At 38.6% G+C, this 23,855-nt stretch carries 16 protein-coding genes; 8 read left to right on the forward strand and 8 right to left on the reverse strand.

Annotated features, from left to right (window positions below; translation table 11 throughout):
* Window positions 1-215 precede the first annotated feature (215 nt).
* Complete coding sequence (brnQ, locus tag AC3II9_RS08420; protein ID WP_489154774.1) at window positions 216-1,565, forward strand: branched-chain amino acid transport system II carrier protein; 1,350 nt, start codon at window positions 216-218, stop codon at window positions 1,563-1,565.
* An 807-nt stretch (window positions 1,566-2,372) separates the two neighbouring features.
* Here the strand turns inward: brnQ and AC3II9_RS08425 are convergent.
* Complete coding sequence (locus AC3II9_RS08425) at window positions 2,373-6,605, reverse strand: S-layer homology domain-containing protein (RefSeq protein ID WP_489154776.1); 4,233 nt, start codon at window positions 6,603-6,605, stop codon at window positions 2,373-2,375.
* A 191-nt stretch (window positions 6,606-6,796) separates the two neighbouring features.
* A complete protein-coding gene (locus AC3II9_RS08430) occupies window positions 6,797-8,308 on the reverse strand; it encodes a class I adenylate-forming enzyme family protein (RefSeq protein ID WP_489154778.1) in 1,512 nt (503 codons plus the stop codon).
* 676 nt (window positions 8,309-8,984) lie between these two features.
* On the opposite strand from AC3II9_RS08430, the gene AC3II9_RS08435 reads away from it, so the two are divergent.
* Complete coding sequence (locus AC3II9_RS08435; protein WP_489154780.1) at window positions 8,985-10,154, forward strand: Ig-like domain-containing protein; 1,170 nt, start codon at window positions 8,985-8,987, stop codon at window positions 10,152-10,154.
* A gap of 243 nt (window positions 10,155-10,397) precedes the next feature.
* On the opposite strand, the gene AC3II9_RS08440 is transcribed toward AC3II9_RS08435, so the two are convergent.
* A complete protein-coding gene (locus AC3II9_RS08440; RefSeq protein ID WP_391372893.1) occupies window positions 10,398-10,622 on the reverse strand; it encodes a DUF2187 family protein in 225 nt (74 codons plus the stop codon).
* Between the two features lie 300 nt (window positions 10,623-10,922).
* On the opposite strand from AC3II9_RS08440, the gene AC3II9_RS08445 reads away from it, so the two are divergent.
* The 3 genes from AC3II9_RS08445 to AC3II9_RS08455 all read left to right on the forward strand — a co-directional run bounded on the left by AC3II9_RS08445 (window position 10,923) and on the right by AC3II9_RS08455 (window position 14,779).
* The gene (locus AC3II9_RS08445) at window positions 10,923-12,107 is read left to right on the forward strand and encodes a CaiB/BaiF CoA transferase family protein (protein ID WP_489154781.1); all 1,185 of its coding nucleotides are present in this window, start codon (window positions 10,923-10,925) and stop codon (window positions 12,105-12,107) included.
* A 168-nt stretch (window positions 12,108-12,275) separates the two neighbouring features.
* The gene (locus AC3II9_RS08450) at window positions 12,276-12,839 is read left to right on the forward strand and encodes a hypothetical protein (protein WP_489154783.1); all 564 of its coding nucleotides are present in this window, start codon (window positions 12,276-12,278) and stop codon (window positions 12,837-12,839) included.
* 332 nt (window positions 12,840-13,171) lie between these two features.
* Complete coding sequence (locus tag AC3II9_RS08455) at window positions 13,172-14,779, forward strand: Na/Pi cotransporter family protein (protein WP_489154914.1); 1,608 nt, start codon at window positions 13,172-13,174, stop codon at window positions 14,777-14,779.
* Between the two features lie 67 nt (window positions 14,780-14,846).
* Here AC3II9_RS08455 and AC3II9_RS08460 read toward each other — a convergent pair whose 3' ends face one another.
* Complete coding sequence (locus AC3II9_RS08460; RefSeq protein WP_489154916.1) at window positions 14,847-16,208, reverse strand: acetamidase/formamidase family protein; 1,362 nt, start codon at window positions 16,206-16,208, stop codon at window positions 14,847-14,849.
* A 295-nt stretch (window positions 16,209-16,503) separates the two neighbouring features.
* On the opposite strand from AC3II9_RS08460, the gene AC3II9_RS08465 reads away from it, so the two are divergent.
* The 3 genes from AC3II9_RS08465 (at window position 16,504) to AC3II9_RS08475 (ending at window position 20,001) form a co-directional block, all read left to right on the forward strand.
* A complete protein-coding gene (locus AC3II9_RS08465; protein ID WP_489154785.1) occupies window positions 16,504-17,592 on the forward strand; it encodes a Fe(3+) ABC transporter substrate-binding protein in 1,089 nt (362 codons plus the stop codon).
* Window positions 17,593-17,663: 71 nt separating this feature from the next.
* On the forward strand, window positions 17,664-19,295 hold the full coding sequence (locus tag AC3II9_RS08470) for an ABC transporter permease (RefSeq protein ID WP_489154787.1): 1,632 nt from the start codon (window positions 17,664-17,666) through the stop codon (window positions 19,293-19,295).
* A gap of 1 nt (window position 19,296) precedes the next feature.
* Complete coding sequence (locus AC3II9_RS08475; RefSeq protein WP_489154789.1) at window positions 19,297-20,001, forward strand: ABC transporter ATP-binding protein; 705 nt, start codon at window positions 19,297-19,299, stop codon at window positions 19,999-20,001.
* Window positions 20,002-20,197: 196 nt separating this feature from the next.
* Here AC3II9_RS08475 and AC3II9_RS08480 read toward each other — a convergent pair whose 3' ends face one another.
* The 4 genes from AC3II9_RS08480 to AC3II9_RS08495 form a co-directional block, all read right to left on the reverse strand.
* The gene (locus AC3II9_RS08480) at window positions 20,198-21,115 is read right to left on the reverse strand and encodes a methyl-accepting chemotaxis protein (protein WP_489154791.1); all 918 of its coding nucleotides are present in this window, start codon (window positions 21,113-21,115) and stop codon (window positions 20,198-20,200) included.
* 919 nt (window positions 21,116-22,034) lie between these two features.
* Window positions 22,035-22,376 (reverse strand): rhodanese-like domain-containing protein, encoded by a 342-nt coding sequence (locus tag AC3II9_RS08485; protein WP_489154793.1) that lies wholly within the window; start codon window positions 22,374-22,376, stop codon window positions 22,035-22,037.
* 51 nt (window positions 22,377-22,427) lie between these two features.
* Window positions 22,428-22,685 carry a metal-sensitive transcriptional regulator gene (locus tag AC3II9_RS08490; RefSeq protein WP_489154794.1) on the reverse strand — a complete coding sequence of 86 codons (258 nt, stop codon included), beginning with the start codon at window positions 22,683-22,685 and terminating at the stop codon, window positions 22,428-22,430.
* Between the two features lie 61 nt (window positions 22,686-22,746).
* Window positions 22,747-23,784, reverse strand: coding sequence for a TlpA family protein disulfide reductase (locus tag AC3II9_RS08495; RefSeq protein ID WP_489154796.1), 1,038 nt, complete (start codon window positions 23,782-23,784; stop codon window positions 22,747-22,749).
* Between the last annotated feature and the right edge of the window lie 71 nt (window positions 23,785-23,855).

A 23,855-nucleotide genomic window follows, 5' to 3' on the forward strand; every position in this document is an offset into this window, starting at 1 on the left:
GCCCTAAAAAGCCTGCTGTATCCGAGCATAACTCAATCGTATCCGGGCAAAAAAACGTCGTATCCGAGCATAACGCCCCACCATACGGGCAATACAACCTAACATGAGCTAAAAGCCGCGCCATGTTCATAGTATAGTGCCTTCTCCAATTACTATAGCGAACCCCCTAAAGAGGTGTTAAAATTAGTTGAAATTCATCTAGAAGGAGCATAAGTATGCAACAAAAAGTATCATTTTCCACCTATGCCATCATTGGGACCATGCTGTTTGGCATGTTCTTTGGTGCAGGTAATTTAATCTTCCCTATCCAAATGGGACAACTTGCTGGCACAAATTTTTGGCCTGCCTTAATTGGCTTCCTCATCACCGCAATCGGCCTACCATTCATGGGGATTTTAGCATTTGGTTTATCGGGGAGCAATGGATTACGTGACTTAGCCGGTCGAGTCCATCCATTATTCGGCACTATCTTCGCCGTAGCACTTTACTTAACAATCGGACCATTTTTCGCCATTCCGCGGACAGCAACAGTTCCGTTCGTCGTAGGTTTTGAACCCTATATCAATCCGGTACACGGTAGTTTATATCTCGGGTTGTTTAGCTTTGTATTTTTCGCAATTGTCTATTATTTTTCTTTGAATCCAGCAAAAATTATTGACTATATAGGCAAATATTTAACACCTGCTTTTTTAGTGTTTTTATTCATGTTAATTGCCATTGCTATCGTGAAACCGATGGGGCAGTTCAGTCAACCAACTGGGGACTATAGCAGTTTAGCCTTTATCACGGGCTTTAAAGAAGGGTATAACACGATGGATGCGCTAGCATCACTCGCATTCGGGATTGTGGTCATTAAGGCGATTAAGAGTCGAGGTATTACGAATCCAAAAGAAATTGCCAAAGCGACTTGGAAATCGGGTATTTTCGCGATGGTCCTGATGGTACTCATTTACGGACTCATTACTTATATGGGGGCATCTAGTGTATCCGCGATCGGGACATACGATAATGGTGGCTTGATCTTTGCTGCAGTAGCGCAGCATTATTTCGGTCCATTCGGCGCGATTTTATTAGCCATTATTATCGTACTCGCTTGTTTAAAAACGAGTATCGGACTAATTACATCTTGTAGTGAGTTCTTTAATCATATCTATCCAAAAATAAGCTATAAATGGTTCGTTCTGATTCTATGTCTTCTGTCATTTTCTATTGCCAACTTTGGTCTGAACAACATTATTCAATATGCGGTTCCTGTATTAATGTTACTGTATCCTTTAGCAATTGTGCTTATTTTATTAGCCCTTTGCTCACCTTTATTCAAACATAAGCAAAGTGTTTACGCCCTCACAATGCTCTTCACTTTTGGTGTCAGCTTCTTCGATGGCTACAGCACATTAGTAGCTAGTTTACCAAGTGCCGCTGTTCCTTTGTTAGAGTCCATTAAATTATTCTACGTGGATCATCTACCGCTTTATAGTATTGGGCTTGGATGGATTTTACCAGCGCTTATTGGAGCATTTATCGGGATTTTATGGCCAACGAGCACTAAAAAAGCGGCTATTTAATAAAACTAGTGAGGAATCAGTTTAGAATCGTTTCTAAGCTGGTTCCTTTCTGTTGTAAAAAGCTCGCTTCCTTCCATCTATTTTGCCCCTTTTCGATACGAAAACGAACGAAAAATGCTTGAAAAAGCCCCCTAAATCACACGTTTTTTTCTCCTCAATTATTAAAAGTCGGGAATAAAACAAGACAAAAGACTTATCATTTTTATGGCAATAAACACTGATAGATGAAGAAATTCATTGTAAAAGAAGTTTGATTTTCCTTTTCCACACGGCTTCCTATGTCGCGAAAAAACAGCATAGTCTTTTTTGAGGCCCCATCCGCTAACTTTCACTCGAAAAATAAATCTACATGATGTTGAACCGTTGTGCAAAAAAGTGCGTTTTTTCAAAACGATCGATTTTGCTATACAACTTAATTTAAAATAAGTGTAATCTGATATTTTTTTGATAATTGACGCTTATTTATAAATATGTTGTATATCGATTTTGACGAATGGATGATTTGGCGGTTGAAAAAAGTAGGTGTGAAAAAACATCAGCTAAAAATACTTACTCAAAAGAGCTTGCCAGACATTGATGCCCTGACAAGCTCTTAATTAATCCTTATATTTTTATCGAATAACTTAAATAGTAGCTCTAGCTCAGTTATCTCATTTCACCAAGTAAGCAATACCAATACCTAATAACCATATAAAATACAATTATTTAGTTTTATCTAACTATTAATATCAACAATGTTGAAATTAATAGTCCCTATTTGCTTCATCCTCTTTGATATAAATTGGCAGGTACTTTGCAACCACTCTATTATTTCAACGGCTTAATCTCAAATTTATCTATATTAGAAACATTATTATACTCATCTATTACTACCAAGTATAATATATTCCCTTCAATAAACACAGCTTCGGGAATTCCAGATGTTAATCTAGCATCTAATAATTGATATTTACCTGGTGTCTCTATTGTGGCAGAACCAAAAGCAGATGAATTAGATTTATTCGAATTTATTATATCCTGAACAGTTTTTGGTTCAATCTCTAACTTAGATCTCACTGTAAAATGATATTTTGCTTTTTCCCCCATCCTCGCTACTGTTGTCAATATAAATGCATTGTTACTTGATTTAATATTACCTGGATTAATATTGGATGGGTCTAAGTATGCATCCTCAATTTTTGCTGCAATATTTCTATACCTGTAAATCGCTTGATTATATTGATTATCAGCAATATACATAGTATTTCCATACGCATCTTTAACACCATTACCAACCGTAATAATCAAGTCTTCATCTTGAGTTAATGTAGAACCTTCGACTTTTAAAATTAGCTCTGATTTTACATCTTTATTTTTCCCATCTTTTGCATAAACAACATCGGCTACAGTATAAGCTTTCCCTCCTAGTGAAGAAGAGATCGTAAAGTCAGATTCATCAAATGTCCCAATATTTTCTCTAAACGTTAATTTAATATAAAGGTCATCGTTCGATAAGCTAATTGAATAATCACGTAATGCCTTTATACCTTCTCCATTCGGTTGTAATATAGGCTTAATTTTATCTATATACGTGAATGATATTTGGTCATTAACAGGTTGTAGTTTATTAAAGTCTAAAACACCATCTACTTTAATCAATAAGTCATAGTCTTGCTTTAATAAATACTCGCTAAACGCTTGTGCATTTTTGGTTTTAATACGAACAACTGCTGTACTACTATCTGACCCCATCGTAACAGAAGTGACATCTAAAAATTCTGCCGCTAAACCCTCTAGTTTATAATTTAAACGGTTTGTTAAAGATACTGGATCCATTGGTTCAGAGAATTTGATGCGAAACTCAAATGTTCCAGATTCGTTTGGCACAAAATTATCTCTATAGAAGAAATTCTTATATGATGCACTCGCATCATTAGGGTTCACAAAGTATGATTTATCTTTAACAATTTGAGGCTTGTCACTATCTTTAATATAATCCGCTTCTTTAATAGCCGAATAATTCCCATTACGATCCTGTAAAACCATATAGATTTTATAACCTGTTTTATTTTTATCAAGTTCTAATTTAGGATGAAGCAATTGAAAACTATTCGTTAACTCATTAGCTGTTCCTTTACCATAAAGGATAGTCTGATTATTTAATAATACAGGTGTACCTTGAGGATAATTGTTTACATTAAGTTTTTCAGCACTAGATCCTACAGGTAATTTATAATCTTGTGGGAATACCACTTCAGAAATGGTCGGTTGTTTAAAAATATTTTCTGGTGGATTATTATCTGTAGGTGTCACTGGAACAATCATATAATAGTATGTTCCCGTTAACTTAGTTGAAAATTGTGTCTCTATAGCTTCATTACCATTATTAATACCTAAACTGTTTGCTTCTAAACTTTCAATTATAGGTTTTGTATCACTCTGATGCGTGTATTTGGCAATTGATGTACTAGCTCCTTTTAAAATTGCATTCCCTGCAATATCTGTTACGTTTTGTACAGTTACAATTAATGTATCATTATTTACAAATGCAGCCATGGAAGGAATAAGTAAAGTTACAGTTCTTCCATCACTTTCTAACTTAGCTGAATATGGATTTCCTGTTAAGTTACCTGTACCACTCAATACATAATTTCCAACCTTTTCAGCTGTTTCTTGATCCATCATCTCACTAAATGTTAATTGAATAACTGTTGGTTCAGCTGTTGTACTGCCAACAATTTTGATATCCGGACTTACTGTAGGTAATACATCATCTAATTCACGTGTAGTAAAAGTATCACTTATTACACCTTCTGTTTTATTGCCTGTTTCATCTATCATTACCATATAAATTGTATATTCAGTTAAATATGTTAAGCCATCAATTTTAATTGTATTGGCCCCTTCACTCGCCGTTCCATTGCCAGATAAAGAACCTGAGCTGTTGATGACATCGTCGACAGTTGGTGGCTCTGTAACGCCTGTTTTTGGCACTAGTCTATAGTAATAACGACCTCTTTCCGTTGCAGTAAAAGACACTGTTGCTCTTTTTCCGCCTGGTAGGGGCGTAACATCTAAGGCCGTAATACTTGGCGGCGTCCCATCCTTCGTTGTAAACGATTTCGACACCTTATCAGAGAAGTTATCAGCTTCGTCTTTTGTGACTAAGTACAGCACGTACTCTTCATTTTCGTCTAAGCCGCTTGCTGTAATCGTTTTGTTTATACCTGCATCAATCCAGCCTGTGCCAGATGTTTTAAGTGTGGTCGTTTTTGCTTCTTCGATAATTTCACGAATCGTTGGAATGCGTTCATCTGCTTTTCGGATTGTATAGTAGTAGTAGCCGTCTTCAGATGATTTAATTGTCCCTGTCATCGAAGAGCCTTGGACATCAATTTTGACGATTTCTGCCGTTGGTGCTTCTAAATCAGGCACAATGACGTCGTCCTCCGGTTCACGATCGACATCTTCTCCATTGGGATCCTCCAAATCGCCAATGTTGTCGTTGTCATTAACAAAATCATTGAAAATATCATTCGGCAGCTTATTTGGTGGAATAATGATTTTATCAACATAGAAATGATCACCTAAATCAATCCAACCACTACTATTATCCACAACAATTAAATTGACCTGGCTACCTGAGTTAAAGTACACATCTTTATAGCTATTTTTATAGATTGTCCCGATATTCCCTACCCCGTACATCGTCGTCGCTACATCTGACTCAATATAAAGTGTATCGATATGGGCATACATTTCGAATTGGCGCACCCACCCTTGTACGGTTACATGTGGTAGCTTGTTTGTTGAGGAAACGTATGTACGGTTTGCTTCAATGACAAGACGGCGTAATGAACAGTTGGAAAAATCCACATAATTTTCAATAACCGGCATACGTTGTACAACTTTATCGCCTGGGTTAATGGATGGCTTTTCGGTTAAATCATTGCCGCCCCCATTATACGTTGGGTCGTCATCCTCTTCCGTCGTATCCGTCGGTTTTTCCCAATCAATAAAGCCAAATCCTGTTATACTAGCTACTCGTTTATTTTGCCATGGGTTGGCGAAATCACTAAGCGTACGGCGTGGTTTTTCGGCAATTGTGACAGGACCTGTTAACGTCCAGTTTTTAAAATGAATATAGTGCCCTTGTACGATTAACTGTCCTGAGAATGTCGAGTTATTTCCATCAAAGGTTAAATTGCGTCCCTCTTTACCCTGTGCATTTAGCGTTAAAGTAGAAATCGTTTTTAATGTTTCCCCGACAATTTGCCCGTCAATATGCGCTCCCTTTAAAGCAGCAGCATTCGTATCGTTAATGATATCTCGTAGGGCTGCATCGACGCGGTATTTAATGCCGTTAATGTACACATACGAGCCTTCTACGTGGCCAATTTCCTTAATTGGCTTTACTTTTTCTGCCGATGTATTTTCAGCACGCAAAATAAAGGTTGACAGCTGACCGCGCGTTACGAGCCCGTATGGTGCAAACGTAATGCCCGTCGTCCCTTTTGTAATACCTAGATCGTATAACGTTTGGATATAGAAACGATTGTCATTTGACTCCGATACATCCTTAAAGTCATGTGTGAGCTTATGGGATAACTGGAATTCATAACCGAGTGCAATGATTTTTGCCATTTGGTTCCGGTTGATCGGTTCATTCGGGCGAAATGTTTTATCGCTATAGCCATTAATGATGCCCTCATTCGCAAGGGCCGCGATATATTTATAATGCTCATGGGTAGCTGGGATATCGCGGAATCCTGGATTTTTAAGATTCGTGATATTTAAATTCAATGCTAACGCGAGCATTTTCGCCGATTCCCCGCGCGTAATTGCCTGGTGTGGACGGAATGTACCGTCTTGGAATCCACTAATATAGCCGCGATTGTATAATTCCATAACGGGCTTATAGTAATCTGCATTCGGATCTAAATCTTTAAATATTGTAGCTGCCTTTGTCGGCACAACAGGAGCTGTTACCGTAATACCACTAGCTGCTAACACGGTTGCAACCGCTGCTTTGTTTAACTTTTGTAGCTTCTTTTTCTCCATCGTCTAGTTCTCCTTTCTAGTCAGAAGAGATGATTGTATGTAAACATTTTCGAGATTTTCAATAGAAGGAATGTCCATAATCGTTATATCGGTTAAAACTCTATAAACGTTCATCAATAAACGATTTTTTATCATAAAAAACGACTCAAGTTATGGAATGGGTTCATAACTTGAATCGCCTTATTGATAGATTACTTGTTTTGTAAACTTCTTAACTGACCTTTGACGAGTTTCCCGACTGTATTCCGAGGGAGCTGTTCGACAAAGACGACTTCCTTAATTGCTTTATATGCGGCCAATTGTTGACGACAAAAATCCATCAACTCCTCGGCCGTGCACGGCATCCTTTCTTCTAATTCTACATACGCCCTTGGGATTTCACCAAAATACGCATCGGGCACACCGACGACGGCTACTTGCGCGACAGCTGGATGCTTCAGGAGCACGGATTCCAGCTCGGCACTGTAAATTTTTTCACCATTACTGACAATGATGTCTTCTAAACGGTCTACTAAATATAAGAAACCTTCCTCATCTAAATGACCGATATCCCCTGTATAATACCAGCCGTCCTTTAGCACTTGCTTTGTCTCTTCTTCATTTGCATAGTACCCAAGGAAGGTTTGCGGTCCACGGCAAATCACTTCACCATTTTCATACGGAGGTAGCACTTCACCTGTTTCAAGCGAAATCACTTTTATATCGCCATACATCACCGCTTTTCCTTTTGAGCCGTATTTCTGCTCATCAAATTCGCTACGCCACATCGTCAAGCTACCTGTATACTCTGTAATCCCATATACTTGTTGGACAGGAATACCAAACTGTTTAAACACGACGATAATTTGCTGCGGTACACTTGCCGCCCCACATGTAATCGTACGAAGGGTGGATAGATTAGGCTTCATAATTGTAAGGGCTTTAATGAGTGAAGCAAGCATTTCCGGCACAGACATCATCGTTGTAATCCGCTCTTTTTCAATCGTATGCCATGCCGAAATGGGCTCAAAATCCTCTGCTAAAACCGTTGTCGCCCCTGTATGAATATTTGTAATCAGCGGCACAAAGCCCGCAATATGGAACATCGGCACAACGAGTAAAAATCGGTCCGTTTCCCACCATGTAATCGTTGTAGAAAGACTAACCGCAGCAGCAAGCAAATTACGATGCGAGATCATCGCACCTTTCGGATTACCCGTTGTCCCTGATGTATACATCATTAAGATTGGTTCATCGTCAAACGATTGATAGATGGGCTCATCGGCTGGATAACGCTGTACAATCGTTGCAATGACATTCGCCTCATTGCTTGTACCATTCGATATATAATAACGAATCGTCGTTTCCGCTTTTGTTTGCTCAATGATTGGTTGTAATGCCTCGTCATACATGACAGCTTTGACACTGCTATGATTAAAAATGGCTGCCATTTCTTTTGCTTGTAGCTTGCAATTGACCGCTACACAGATTACGCCAATTTTAGCGGCTCCGAAAAATACCGCCACAAAGTCCTCATTGTTTTTACAAACGATCGCTAGCTTATCCCCCTTCTTAAAACCATTTTCCAGTAGAAAATGGGCAATCGTATTTGCCCGGTTGTTCATGTCTGTAAAAGTGAACCGTGTGTGACTGCGTACGAAACCTTCTTTTCTTCCTAGTAAACTAGCCCGATTTGCTAACATTTGTCCAATATTAAACCCCATACTTTCTCCCTCCAATCGTCTTTTACTCTTACCGCTCTATTGAATTACTCCCCGTTCTAAAATTAACTGAATTTTAAGTTTAATATACCTAAAAGTACATTTTATGTAAACTAGTCACAAAAACATAAAATATATCAAAATATTATTCTAAGTAATAACGATATAACACTTAGACAGATTCATCCCTATTAAATTTCATAACCATTTCGTTTATAATGTGAAAATAGCATTAATAAAATTTCGTTTATTATACACTTTTTACCAGTTAAGAATACTGACCTTTTAGGAATATCGATGCAGCTGATTTTATTGCACAAAAACAAATCAAGCTTTTCAATCGGTAAAAAAATTTTTCTTATATTACGCGATTTATGTGTATTCTATATGTGCATTTTAATGTTCCCGGATAACGCGGCTTTTTGCTCGGATACCGTAGCTTTTTGACCGTTTACACTCGGCTTTTGCTCGGATACGGCAAGGTTTTGCTCGTACCGAGGGTTTTTGACCGGATAACGCGAGGTTTTGCTCGACTGCGGTATGGACACTATAAATGTCGGCATTTTTGCACAATATCGAAGTTTTTAATACATATTAAGCTGTATACTTTTTCATCGTTTACTCACAATAAAGGAACTAACAACCATAGACAAAATCATAATAAAAGAGGCTGTATAGTATGAGGACACTTACAACAATCATGATGACGATCGCTGTCATCCTATGCCTTACATCGTTTTCACAAGCTGCTACGGCAAACACGTGGACAAACTTTTCAAATGTAGCGTTGGATAAACAATGGAGTATTACATTTAACCGTAGTATTGACCCTAGTTCCATTGCAAATAACGTATATATCACCCAAGGCTCCACAAAAATGGAGGTCACAGCGTCCGTTTCTCAAAATACATTAACGATAAAACCAACGAGCAATTTAGCGTATAACACGGCGTATACATTAGTTGTGTCACCACTTGTTCGTGATACGACTGGCAATCCAATGAATAAAACAATCAATATCCCCTTCCTAACGGTGGATACGCCAAAGCAAGAAGCATATAAATCTTTTCAGTCTGAATATGACATGCTATGGAATATGGCAAACGAAGATTACGAAAACTTCCATTTAGTAGGTTATGCTCATGACGAAGAAGTGGGGGGCTATGAAACACGAGCGGGTCAGTCTGTATTCGGGATTAACATTGGGGATAGCCGGTCCGTTGTGGAACGTAAATACGGTAAACCACTCGACTCTATCAAAAAAGGCAATACAAACTACACGCAAAACTATACCGATAAATCCGGCAATATACTAAGCAATACGTATAAAATCGGCCAATACTATGTGACATTTTTCTATGATATTTTCAAACACAATACAGTCCGTTCCGTCACATGGGTAGCAGCAGCAACAGAAGCATCGAAAACAGGCTTCTTCCGTACGGACATGTCGAGTGCCTATCGTGATTCGATGGAAGAAATGATGGTCCACCTCATTAACCAGGCGCGTGTTGCAGAAGGATTAAACCCTTTAATCTATACACCCGACTATAATGCCATTGGGCGTGATCATAGTGCGGATATGGTTGTGCACCAATACTTTAGCCATACAAATCTGGATGGTGAGAGTGCTAAAGAGCGGATGGATGCAGGGGGATTAGCTTTCTCATGGTACGGTGAAAACTTAGCCTATGGGCAATATAGTGCCATTTATGCACATGAGGCATTAATGAATTCAGCAGGTCACCGTGAAAATATTTTGCGCCCTCACTTTACACATGTCCTTGTCGGTGTAGCTTTTACGAACAAAGGGGCCCCTTACTTTACCATTAACTTTTATAGACAATAAACGAACAATATGTCTTAGGAGCTACTGTTCAAGGAAGAAATTACGTTATCTCCTTATCTTATATGAACCATCCTTACTCATAAGGGTGGTTTTTTGTGTGTTGGGGTTTTTTACGCGAGTTTCTTATAGTTTTACGCGGGTTCGGTACTGTTTTACGCGACTTTCCTGCACTTTTACGCGGGTTCGAAACGTCACGAAGGGGTGTCCAGAAAGTTTTCAGTTTCCGGACACCCCTGCTTCTATTTACGCAAGCTCTTTATTTTCGCTTGATATATACATAATTTGGTAGTTCCTATCATTCACGACCGTTAAGTCATTTGGTAGCTCTTCATGAACTTTCTTATATGAATCTTCTGTTAGTCTCACAACAACAGAATTTTCGTAACGTTTAATCACAGTCGCCTCTAGTGTTTCATTGAAGCGGTTAAACAAAATTTGGTCATTCGCTTTCGCTTTCGGTAAATACATAATTTCTTCCCCCTTGTCCGTTTTTTTAAAACACTCCCCGTTCCTATTATTTTATATGAAAATTCAGAAAATTATTACTGTATGAATAAAAATTTTTTTAAATACATCTATTAGCCCCTTTTTATATTGAGAAATTTCTAAATATACAATAAATAGTCATAACCGTTATTCATTAATTTCCCTTATAATGTGATTTACATATATAATTTCACAAAAACAACTGTTATAATACTGTTAACAATATAATTACCTGTATTATTACAGATTCTTGTTATTGACCAAAATAAAGGGGATGGGAAAATGACAATATTAAGTGGGTTAAAAATTCTCGACTTTTCTTCATTGTTGCCGGGACCACTGGCAACGATGATGTTTGCGGATTTAGGGGCTGATGTCATTCATATTGAATCAGCGAAACGGGTAGATTTAATGCGTATTATGCCACCATATGATGAAGATCAAGAAGCTTATATGCACCAGCATCTAAACCGTTCTAAAAAATCGCTCAGCCTTGATTTAAAAACAGAGGGAGCAGTTACGATTATTAAAAAGCTGCTAAAAGACTATGACATTATTATCGAAGGGTTCCGCCCTGGGGTCATGAAGCGTCTCGGTCTTGACTACGACACGCTAAAAGCCATCAATCCAAAATTAATTTACTGCTCCATTACGGGATATGGACAAACAGGGCCTTTTGCTACTCGTCCAGGCCATGATAATAACTATTTATCCGTTGCGGGTGTACTCGACCACTCGCGTCATAAAGGCAAAAAACCTGTATCGATGGGCATTCAAATTGCCGATATCGCTGGCGGGACATTGCATGCAGCAGTAGGGGTGCTCGCTGCAGCGCTACATCGCGAACAAACAGGGGAAGGCAAATACATCGATGTATCGATGACAGATGCGGTCTTTACGATGAATGCATTGTACGGCTCACAGTTCTTCGGTAGCGGTCGTAATCCACAACCAGAGGAGGAAATCTTAAACGGTGGCACATTTTATGACTTCTATCAAACGAAGGATCATCGTTATTTCTCCGTAGGAAGTCTTGAGCCGCCGTTCCGTAAACTATTATGTGAGGCACTGGAAATTCCTGAGCTCATCGATAGCACATTTAATGATTCACACTACACACAAATGCGCTTTAAAGAAGCGGTATGTGATGCATTTAAATCAAAAACATATGCTGAATGGTTAGATATTTTCAACGATGACTTCCAAGGGTGTGTGGAGCCTGTGCTTACTTTTGAGGAAGCATGTGACCACCCGCAAATTATCGCGCGAGATATGTTAGTAGACGTGCCGAAGAAGGATGGTACTACACAACGCCAAATTGGGACTGCCCTCAAATTTGACGGGGTCAAACCATCTTATCGATTTGTTGGCGCAAAATTGGGCGAACATACAACTGAAATTTTAAAAGAAGTTGGCTATTCAGACGAGGAAATCGCTGTTTTAACAGAAAAAGGGGTATTACAATAAAAGCATTTCCTGTCAACCGTTTCGAATACATGTCGAAACGGTTTTTTTCTAATGAGTGAATCCTTTTTCTACCTTATACGTAATAATTTAATAGAACATTAAGAATTACACTTAAATTTAATTAAGAAACAATTGCTATAGTATAAGGAGAATAGCGGAGGTGACTATATGAGTAAAACTATTTATATCGTCTTAACAGAAACAGGCTCTGTTTTATCACGAGCGATTCAAGTATATACACAGGAAAACTTTAATCATATATCCATTGCTTTTGACCCTGAACTGAAGGAAATGTATAGCTTCGGTCGAAAACATGAAAATAACCCACTAATCGGGGGATTTGTACAAGAAGATGCTCAATCCAAATTACTAAGAGAAGCCAATTGCGCGATTTACCAGCTGACGGTTTCAGATGCACAATACGAAAAGTTACGCATGGAAATTGCTTATTTCAAACGATATAAAAATAAATTTAAATATAATTTTATCGGTCTATTTTGTGTGGCTTTTCGCATTCGCTTGAAACGGGATTACGCCTTTTTTTGCTCACAATTCATCGCTTTTCTATTTTTGCGTGCTGGCATCTCCATCGATTTATGCCCGTACTTTATCAAACCGACGGACTTCCAATACATACAAGGAATAAAGCTCTGTTATAAAGGGAGACTAACAACATATCGGACACAATCAATACAACATATGCCAATTGCTTCTATCATCAAAATCGCATAAACCGCTCGTACCACCTTATGGTGTACGAGCTTTTTCTATCATTTAATCTTCCAATTTAATTCCAACACTTTAGAATAACAAAGTATTTTTAAGTTAGCATGAAGAAATATGGCGATTTCGTTGTACTTTTGTAAACGCAATGTAAATTTAATATTGCATTTTTGTAATTTTATTTACTTCCTCACATAGAAACGTAATACTAAGACAGGAAATATGCATCTCTATGAAAATAAATTGAGATGCACGCTTTTATGCGGACATTCATGTGAAACATGAGGTTGGCCGTGAAAAATTTAGTTGAGGTGACAATGGTGGAAATTAACTGGCAAGAAATGATATTTCAATTTCTTGGAGGGCTAGGTCTATTCCTTTTTGCAATTAAGTATATGGGAGACGGTCTTCAAAAAGCAGCTGGGGATCGTTTACGTGACATTCTAGATAAATTTACAACAAACCCGCTAATGGGCGTATTGGTCGGGATTGTCGTAACCGTCCTGATCCAATCGAGTTCAGGGACAACCGTTATTACAGTCGGGTTAGTAAGTGCTGGCTTTATGAAGCTACGCCAAGCCATCGGTGTCATTATGGGGGCGAATATCGGGACAACGGTAACCGCCTTTATTATTGGGATTGATGTAGGTGAATATGCTTACCCAATTATGGCGCTTGGGGCGATTTTGTTATTCTTCTTTAAGAAAAGTACCATCCAAAATATCGGACAAGTCCTATTCGGTTTTGCCGGTCTATTTATCGGTTTAGAGTTGATGAGTGGTGGGATGAAGCCACTTCGCGAATGGCAACCATTTTTAGATTTAACGGTGAGTATGAGTGATACACCGATTTTAGGGGTAATCGTTGGGACAGTATTTACTTTAATTGTACAATCTTCCTCTGCCACAGTGGGGATTTTACAAGGTTTATATGCTGAAGGTTTGATTCCATTAAGTGGTGCATTACCTGTACTATTTGGTGATAATATTGGCACAACCATTACAGCAGTTTTAGCCTCACTTGGTGCATCGGTTGCCGCGCGCCGTGCCGCTGCCACACACGTATTATTTAACGTCGTTGGTACCGTTATTTTTATGATTTTATTAGTACCATTCCTCAATTATATGGAATGGATTATAGGTGTACTTGGACTTGAGGCAAAAATGCAAATTGCCTTTGCTCATGGTACATTTAACGTGGTAAACACACTAATCCAATTACCATTTATCGGTGTTTGGGCTTGGTTAGTGACACGTCTTATCCCGGGTGAAGATACAGCTATTGAATATAAACCGAAATATTTAGACTATAGCTTAATTACACAATCACCATCGATTGCGATTGGACAAGCAAAACAAGAAATTGTGCGTATGGGTGAATACAGTGTGCACGGTTTACAAGAAGCGATGCAGTATTTAAATACACAAGATAATAAGCACGCCAATACAACAGCACAGCTAGAAGAAGCGATCAATAATTTAGATCAAAAATCAACAGACTATTTAGTTTCATTATCGAAACAGTCGTTATCTGAACAAGATTCAAAAGTCCACCATGCACTGCTTGAAAACATTCGTGATATTGAACGCATCGGGGACCACTTTGAAAACTTAATTGAGCTCATTGAGTATAAAGAAAATAACCGCGTGAAGCTAAGTGCAGACGCGATGGAAGAGTTAAATGAAATGTTTGAACTCACAGTAGAAACAGTCTCATTAGCAATTCGTTCACTCGACCAACGTGATGTCAAGTTTGCCGAAGAAGTGATGGCAAATGAAGATAAAATCGACGAAATGGAACGTAAGCTACGTAAGCGTCACATCCTTCGTCTAAACGAAGGCGTATGTTCTGGTTCTGCAGGGATTGTATTTGCTGATATTATTAGCAACTTAGAGCGTATCGGGGACCATGCTGTAAATATTGCACAAACTGTCATTGAAACAAAATAAAACAAAAACATGAGTCAGCGGAAAATTTCCGTGTGACTCATGTTTTTTTATGCATTGTTATAGCACGTTAATCTTCATATTGTTGTTTAACATACTTAAATAGACGCGCATTTTTTAAAATCGTTTTCGGGAATTGTGCAGTAACGGTGACAAGCCCTGGGAAACGTCCAATTTCTACCCCACCTGTAATCGTTACCCGGTTCTTTACCTCTGAAATCGGTACATTCACGAGTTTCGCCATTCGATTTAATGCACTTGCTGTTGCGCCATTAATCGACTCCCCTGTACCAACAACGGCAATTGGAAATGCCTCTTCCATTTGTTTGATCCCATGCTCTTCTGCTACATCACGTGCTAGTTTCCGCTCTTCTTTTGATAGCGGCTTTGCTAAAAATGGTAAATCATCAGTATTCGGTAATACTACAGGCCCCTCTACCGCCACCTTTTTTAATACACTCACTTTCACCTGCACAATACCTGATACATTCGTCGCATGCCCTGCCACTTGCCCTGCTCCCTGCATCGCATGAATATCGCCAAGGTACACTCCGGCCCCCTTTATACGAACGGGACAAATTAATACCGCTCCCGCGCGTACTTGTGGTAACTGTAAATGGCCATCCGTACAATGCGTGACTAATTCATCTTTTGTTAATTGCCATTCATGTTGTGCATTCACAAGTGGTAGCCCACTATCACCTGCATTATTAGACGCTGGCATCGATTTGGATGGGACTGTGCCAATTTCACCGATAAATGGGCGCATACGTGTCGCTACACTGATTAAATCACTTGGCGCCAAGCTCACAACTGGATGTTGTACAGCATTTTCCGGTAGACGTAAATAATGTTCAGGCTGACTTGCGATTTTACGTGCGGCTTCTTTTCCAACTGTCACCCCTATGTCCCCTTTCGGATGAAACGCCATCGTATAACCATTCACAAATTTTACTGGTGCTGTACCTGTATAGCACGTGGCACAACGAATTGCTTCTGAACCGATGCCATTGACTGTTGTTTGTGGATGCAGCTTCCCACAACCGGGACATTTCACTTTTAAAAATGGCTCACTAATATAACGATCTACAAGACGTTCTTCTACACCAGAAGATGTCGCAATGGATGTGATTTGAATGGATTGGATTTCAATGACAACAGAATCACCGATATCGGCTCCCTCTATGTATACTGGCTTTGTGACCTCATGTGCGCCTTTAATAGCAGGGGTTAACATCGGCCCCCAACAGCCTGGTGCTGTATTCGCAATAATCGTGCCACCATCTCGTAACGGACCTAAAAATTCACTTTCCGGCCCAATTAGTCCATCAGTAAATTCATTGACGAACAATGTTTCAACTGCTTTTACTCGTTGTTCCACTTCTTCTGGCTGTGCTGCCTCTAAAATTACTGTATTTTGCCCATGATACATCTTACTCACCTTCACTTCCCTTTACACAGTTTTCATAAATTTACTTATAAAACCTTTTTATGGATTAAATTAATCTGTATTCATTTTACCATACATATTGGAAATACCGAGTGGATTCTACGGTTGTTATGCATTTTATAGGCTTACCTCACACTTACTACTCTTTTAATACCTTAAAATGGTAATTTTATAACCTATTTACCATAATCTTTTTGTGTAAAACTATTGACTATTTTATTTTGATGCCTATAATCATAATTGATAATCATTTTCAAACAAAGAATGGGAGAACTGAATGATGAAAAAGCTATTTACATTTTTAGCGTTTAGCATGTTGCTTTTATTAGTAGCATGTAGTGACAGTAACTCTGGCACACAAAAAGAGTCCGAACAAAACACGGATAATACAAAACAAGAAGCAACAACAGAATCTAAAGAAGTGAACTTATATACAAGCCGTCACTACGATGTAGACGATGAGCTATACAAAGCCTTCGAACAAGAAACGGGCATTAAGGTAAATGTTATTAAAGGCGAGCCAGATGAGCTTTTAGAGCGCATTAAACGTGAAGGTGACGCAACAAAAGCAGATGTATTTTTAACAGCTGACGTAGCACGCTTATTCCGTGCGAAAGAAGACGGGCTTTTACAGGCTGTTTCAAGCGACACATTAACGCAACAAGTACCTGAGAAATTCCAGGACGCAGATCAAATGTGGTACGGTTTAACAAAGCGTGCGCGCGTGATCGTATATAATAAAGAAACAGTAAAACCAGAAGAGCTTTCAACATACGAAGCGTTAACAGAAGACACATGGAAAGGTCGCGTACTAATTCGTAGCTCTGAAAATGTGTACAACCAATCTTTACTTGCTTCATTTATCGAAATTGATGGTGAAGAAAAAGCAAAAGAGTGGGCAAATGGGCTCGTAGCAAACTTCGCTCGTAATCCAGAAGGTGGCGACAGAGACCAAGCAAAAGCAATTGCTGCTGGTATCGGCGATGTTGCGATTATGAACACATATTACTACGGTCAAATGTTAAACTCGGCTGACCCAGAAGAAGTAAAAGTAGCAGAGCGCTTAGGTGTCTTCTTCCCGAACCAAGACACAACAGGCACACATGTAAATATTAGCGGTGCAGGTGTAATTAAAGCTTCAAAAAATAAAGACAATGCAGTAAAATTATTAGAGTATTTAACAGCTCCTGCAGCACAAGCTGTTTTCGCAGAAGCAAACTATGAGTATCCAGTAAACCCAGAAGCATCTTCTTCAGAGTTGCTGACTTCTTGGGGCGAATTTAAAGAGCAAGATATTCCACTTTCTACTTTAGGCGATCATAATGCAAAAGCTGTTATGATTTTTAACGAAGTAGGCTGGAAATAATACAGAGATATAACCCTTGTTGCGTCTAGCAGCAAGGGCTTCTTGCTATATATGTAGAGGTGTCAATTCATATGCAAAGGTTCATCAGTAAATTGAACGGCTGGTCGATTTTGTCAATCTGTATCATTTTATTTCTTGTAGGTCCTAATATGACGATTATTGAAGGTCTATTTATGCCTGCAAACGAAAACTGGGCACATATTAAAGAATTTATTTTAGCCGATTTCATACGCACATCCGTTCTTCTCGTATTTTTCACAGGTATTTTCACTATTATATTAGGAACAAGTCTTGCTTGGCTCATCGCCCAGTATCAATTTCCTTTGCGCGGATTTTTTAAGTGGGCACTGATTTTACCATTGTCCATTCCGCCTTTTATCGGCGCCTATACGTATCATGGCATACTAAATTATACAGGCGTTGTACAAACGACGTTACGCAATCAGCTGAACATCGAAGTAAATGCCACTTACTTCGATATTATGAACATGCCAGGTGCGATTTTTATATACACCATGTTTTTGTTCCCATACGTTTATACGATTGTCCGTGTATTTTTAGCACAACAATCAGCGACACTGATTGAAAGCGCACGCATGCTTGGAAAAGGATCATTTGGCATTTTCTTTAAGGTTGTACTCCCAATCTCACGGGCAGCAATTATTGGTGGGGCTAGCTTAGTTATTTTAGAAGTATTAAATGATTACGGCGTTGTAAAATATTATGGTCTCCAAACCTTTAGTACAGCTATTTTTCAAACATGGTTCTCCTTAGGAGATATCGATACATCGCTAAAACTTGCTGCCTCTCTCATGGGGTTTGTCATCCTCATTTTAATACTAGAGAAGGTGCTCCGTGGGCGAAAGCAGTTTAGCTATGCGAGTACAAAAATTAGACCTTTAAAACTCGTAAAATTACGTGGTATAAAGGCAGGACTTGCTACATTTTATTGTACATTGATTTTCAGTTTAAGCTTTTTCATTCCTGTCCTTCAACTGATGGACTGGTTTGTCTTAACATTTGGCAAAATCCCATTTGAAGATTTTGCGATTTACGTGAAAAACTCAAGTATAGTCGCAGCCATTAGTGCTACGCTAATTATTGCATTCGCGTTGATTGTCGGTAACTTTAACCGACTATTCCAAGGGACGATCGCCAAACTATTAACTCGACTTTCTGTGTTAGGCTACTCGATTCCAGGGGCAGTCATCGCAGTTGCCGTTGTCACAGCCTTTATTCAGCTCGATCAATGGCTCGCACCGCTTTACGTAAAACTAGGACTTGATTCCACACTTGTGCTCAGCGTCAGTCTTGTCATGCTCATTACGGCTTATTTAGTCCGCTTCTTCGCTATTGGCTTCAACTCGATTGAGGCTGGTTATGAGAAAATTGGTACTAATTTCCGAGATGCTTCTAGACTTTTAGGCGCTAGTGTCACGAGGACCTTTTTTAAAGTGGATGTACCGATGATGAAAGGTGCGATTGTGAGTGGCTTTATTTTAGTATTTATCGATATTATGAAGGAGATTCCATTAACACTTATTTTACGTCCCTTCAATTTCGATACACTTGCAACGAAAGCGTTCCAATATGCAAGTGATGAAAAAATTATGGAAGCATCCCAAGCGTCCCTATTCATTATCGCAATTAGTGCCCTTGCCATTTTTATCTTTAACAAGTTACTTGAAAAGGAGCAGAGCTAACATGTACTTATCGATTAATAATTTGTGCTTCTCGTATCCTTCTGCCAAGACAGAAACAATCCAGTCATTTACAATTGACATTGAAAAAGGTGAGGTTATTTCCATTTTGGGGAGAAGTGGTAGCGGGAAAAGTACAATTTTGCGCATATTAGCCGGGCTTGAATATGCAAGTAATGGCTCTTTTCATGTGCAAGATGAAGTCATCTTTGACAGTAAAACCTTTATACAGCCTGAAAAGCGTGGCATCGGCATGGTGTTTCAAGATTATGCCCTGTTTCCACATATGACGGTTGGGAAAAATATTTTATTCGGTATTAACCACTTACCGAAAGGCGAACGTCGCAAACGGTTAAAAGAAGTGCTACAGCTAGTTGAAATGGAAGAATATGAAAATAGATATCCTTATCAGTTAAGTGGTGGGCAGCAGCAACGTATTGCAATTGCACGAGCGCTCGCACCCAATCCGCGTTTGCTATTATTAGATGAGCCATTTAGTAATTTAGATACCGAGCTACAAGTAAAAATCAGAAAAGAATTACGTGACATTTTAAAGCGGGCAAAGATTACATCGATTTTTGTGACGCATGATGAGGATGATGCCCATGCTATCGCGGATCGTATCGTGAAGCTACATCACGGCAAAATCGAGCAAATGGGTCGTCCATGTGATATTTTAAAAGAAGACACAAAAATGGTATTATCTTAAGCTTTAAATGACCAAAGTAGGTAGAGCACTGTCTCTACCTACTTTTTTTATGACACTACTTATATTTATATATGCATTTTAATGTTCCAGCATAGGGATTGACTTTAACAATCAGCCTACATGTTGTGTGCTTTTAATCGGATACCATAGCTTTTTGATCGTTCAATGTCGACAGTTTTAAGATGATTTATATAGCTTAAATTTTCGTTAAAAAAATACTCGTACTTTGATCGAGCGACTCGGCCGTTTTAGCAATCTCGATAAACCCTGCTGTTGTTTGTTCAATTTGTTCGGCGCTCGCGTGTACATTGGCCGTAATCGATTCAATACTTGCAGCGACCGAATCAATTTTTTCAATAATGCCTTCTACATTATTTTTTACTTCTCCAATGGATTTTGACACTTTATCGGATAAATTACGTACCTCTTGTGCTACGACGTTAAATCCTCGACCATGCTCCCCTGCCCGTGCGGCTTCAATCGCTGCGTTTAATGCTAACAAGTTGGTTTGTGCTGCAATTTCACGAATCGTTTTCACAACGGCAGTAATTGATTCTGCTTCTTGTTGTAATACTTTTAAATTTTGTTGATTTTGGTCTGCTACTTCTTCAATCTGCTGAATATTACGTAAAAGCGTCATACTATCGTGATGACCGATTTGAGACTTTTCATTTAACACTTCTGCCGTGTCCTTTAAGTTGCTAGCTAATTGTAATACTGTATTATTCCGTTCTGTAATGTCCGTTGCAATTTTACTCACACCGATGACTTGATTACGCCCGTCCGATGAAAATATAGGCATGTATGTAGCCTCTAACCAAATCGTCTTACCTGATGCGTGGCGACGTTCAATTTTGTCTTGAAAACTTTTCCCTCTTAACAGTTCACTCCAAAAACGCGTATACGCTGGGCTATCTGCAAACTCTGGGAAACAAAACATACGGTGATTCATGCCAATCATTTCTGAAGCGTTGTAGCCCATTGTTTTTGCAAATTGATTGTTTACATATTCTATTTCTTTGTTTGTATTGAAATGGATAATGGCTAGGTTTTTTTCGAAGGCTCTCATAAGATGTTGTTCTGTTACTAATTCGGTATGTCTTGTATTTTTCATAAATATCTCCTATTGATGGATTGGATTGCATACAAATACTTTTATGATTCAAAAAATAAAAATATGACTTATAGAACTACTTCAATCATTCTAAGCAAGTCATAAGAACTTCATTTCATATAAAATACACTTTATATACTATTGAAAAGGGACGTTATTACTATAATATGAGTATTATACAATTCACCGTTCTGTACATCAAATATGTGATTTCTAGCGTTCCATCATAACGATTGAATTTTAAAATTAACCTATATTTTGCGAGCTACTACCTTATGTGCTTGCATTTTGGCTAAAAAATGAAGGTTTTTTGACCGGATACCGCGGCGTTTTGCTCGGATACAGTAGCCTTGTGACCGTTTAACAAGGGCTTTTGCTCGGATAACGCAAAGTTTTGCTCCGATCCGCGTTTTTTGACCGGATGATAGTAGTTGATTATGCTATAAATGCTACAATAATTGGTGTTTTAAGGATAGTTTATATAGAAGTGAAACAAAATTTACAGTAAATGATTCTTACAAAACAATGAATACTATTGTTACATCTGTAAAGTGAATGTCATAAAATTCTTATGAAAATTCCACCTCAGTTGTTGGTATAAAAGCATTTCATGTAGATTTAACCAGTTTTCTAAAGCGTTACAGTTATATTAAAGGTCTGTTAAAACACACATTTTAATAGTTTTTTGATGTATGATGAAGTCAGTTCCAAATTCGTTTCTGCCTGTATCCTCGCAGAAGCGAAAAAACATTTCGCATGACGTTCACATTCCGCAAAAGTAGAAAAGCTACTTTTGAACGTGTATCCGAAATTCACTCACCCAACATTTGGACATTGTAAGAACACCTCTATAAGAAACGTGAAAAACCGCGCTTCCTGCTCAAGAAGCGCGGTTTTCATATAGTTTAAAAAATCAACCTTAATATGAACCCATACCACCACGGACATTTGTTACTTTTTCATGGCCTAGTTTTTTTAATTGTTTACAAGCTTGTGCTGAACGCATCCCACTTTGACAAATAACGACGATTTCTTTGTCTTTTGGTAATTTTGATAAATCGGAGCCAAGCGGCATATTTTTAAATTGCTTAATATTTCGAGCTTTAAATTCCCCTGGTGTACGAACATCAATAAACACCTTGTTTGAATCACTTAATTCTTGTTTTAACTGATGTGCTGATATCGATTTTACGCCTTTCGTTGGCTTCATACGCCACACTAGAAATAGTACAATGACTGCTATGATAATTCCGGTTTCCATATTGCTCCTCCTTATACCGCTATGGGTACATTAGTGTATCTTAAACACTTGTTAACGACTTTTTACAACTAAGTTAATCGCTTCTTGAATTGTATCGTTCATTTCATCTTCTGTATCTGCATTTTGAATACATGTCATCAGATTGTTACTTACGATTACACCGATTGTACGGTCTACGCCTGAACGAACAGCACTTAACTGTGTAATGACGTCTTTACAGTCCTTCTCTTCTTCCATCATGCGTAAAATTCCGCGAAGCTGCCCTTCAATTCTTTTGATCCGATTCATTGTTTTTGCATCGTACTTCATTGAATGCGCCTCCTTTTTATAGTTCTATTATATACCCCTGCAGGTATTAAATCAACTATCTTTATTTTAATGTATCAGTAATCTTTTCTAATGTCTCATTATCAATAGGCCCAACAATTCGTTCTACGACGCGCCCCTCTTGATCTAGAACATATGTAGTCGGAATCGATAAAATATTATATAACTCCCCTACCTCATCCACTTGATCTAATAAAATGGGATACGTTACCCCGTAATCACGAACAAACTGTTCCAGTACTTCTACTCCATCATCACGCTTTGTTAAATTCACACCTAATAATACAACGTCCTCTGTACTATTCTCATGAAACGATTGCAAGTGGGGCATCTCTGCTTTACACGGCGGACACCATGTCGCAAAGAAATTAAGGACTACGATTTTCCCCTCATAATCAGATAACGATACCGTCTCCCCGCTCAGTGACTGTAGTGTAAAATCTTGCTGGTCTCCCGCTACCTTCGTTTGCTCCGGTAGCGTTTGCTGCATCACAATTGCCATCATCGATAGTACAAGGATCTGTACGAGGAAAGAGCTCAGCTGTTGCTTATACTTTAGCAATCCATATATCACTATAACACCTAGTACATACGTGATGACTGTTACACTATTCCATTCGGTTGCAAGCTGTAGGAAAAAGGTCGTCACTACTAGCGCTAATCCATTTGGCTTCCACTGCCAAAATACTAACAATACTAGCCCAAGTAGCACGATGAGCATATCCTTTACGAATAAGGCCTGAATGAAAAATATGAAGGTAAACAGCTTCCCCCATATTTTTAAAAAGTCCTCATCTACTATACGTTTTCTGTATAATTGGACTGCCCCGACAATCACACCGAGTATATGCCCTACGTATCCGCCGTTAAAGTACAGTACCGATAACGGTGCAGCGATAAAGGCTGAAAAAGAGAGCGGAATATAGCTTAACTTCCATACGAGCACGTATGTAAAGACGGCATCACTTAACGCTTTTATTTGCTGGTTTTTTCTATATAAAAGAGATAATACGAGCAAAGCAGCCACTACGCTCATCCATAATGCCGGCACAGTTGCATTGCCTATAGTAATATAGGACATCCATTCTCCCCTCCTTTTTGATCAGTTTACAATACGCTAAAGGTTCTATCGATGAAAAAGGGGATTTCACT

The sequence above is a fragment of the Lysinibacillus sp. RU7 genome (assembly GCF_057837305.1).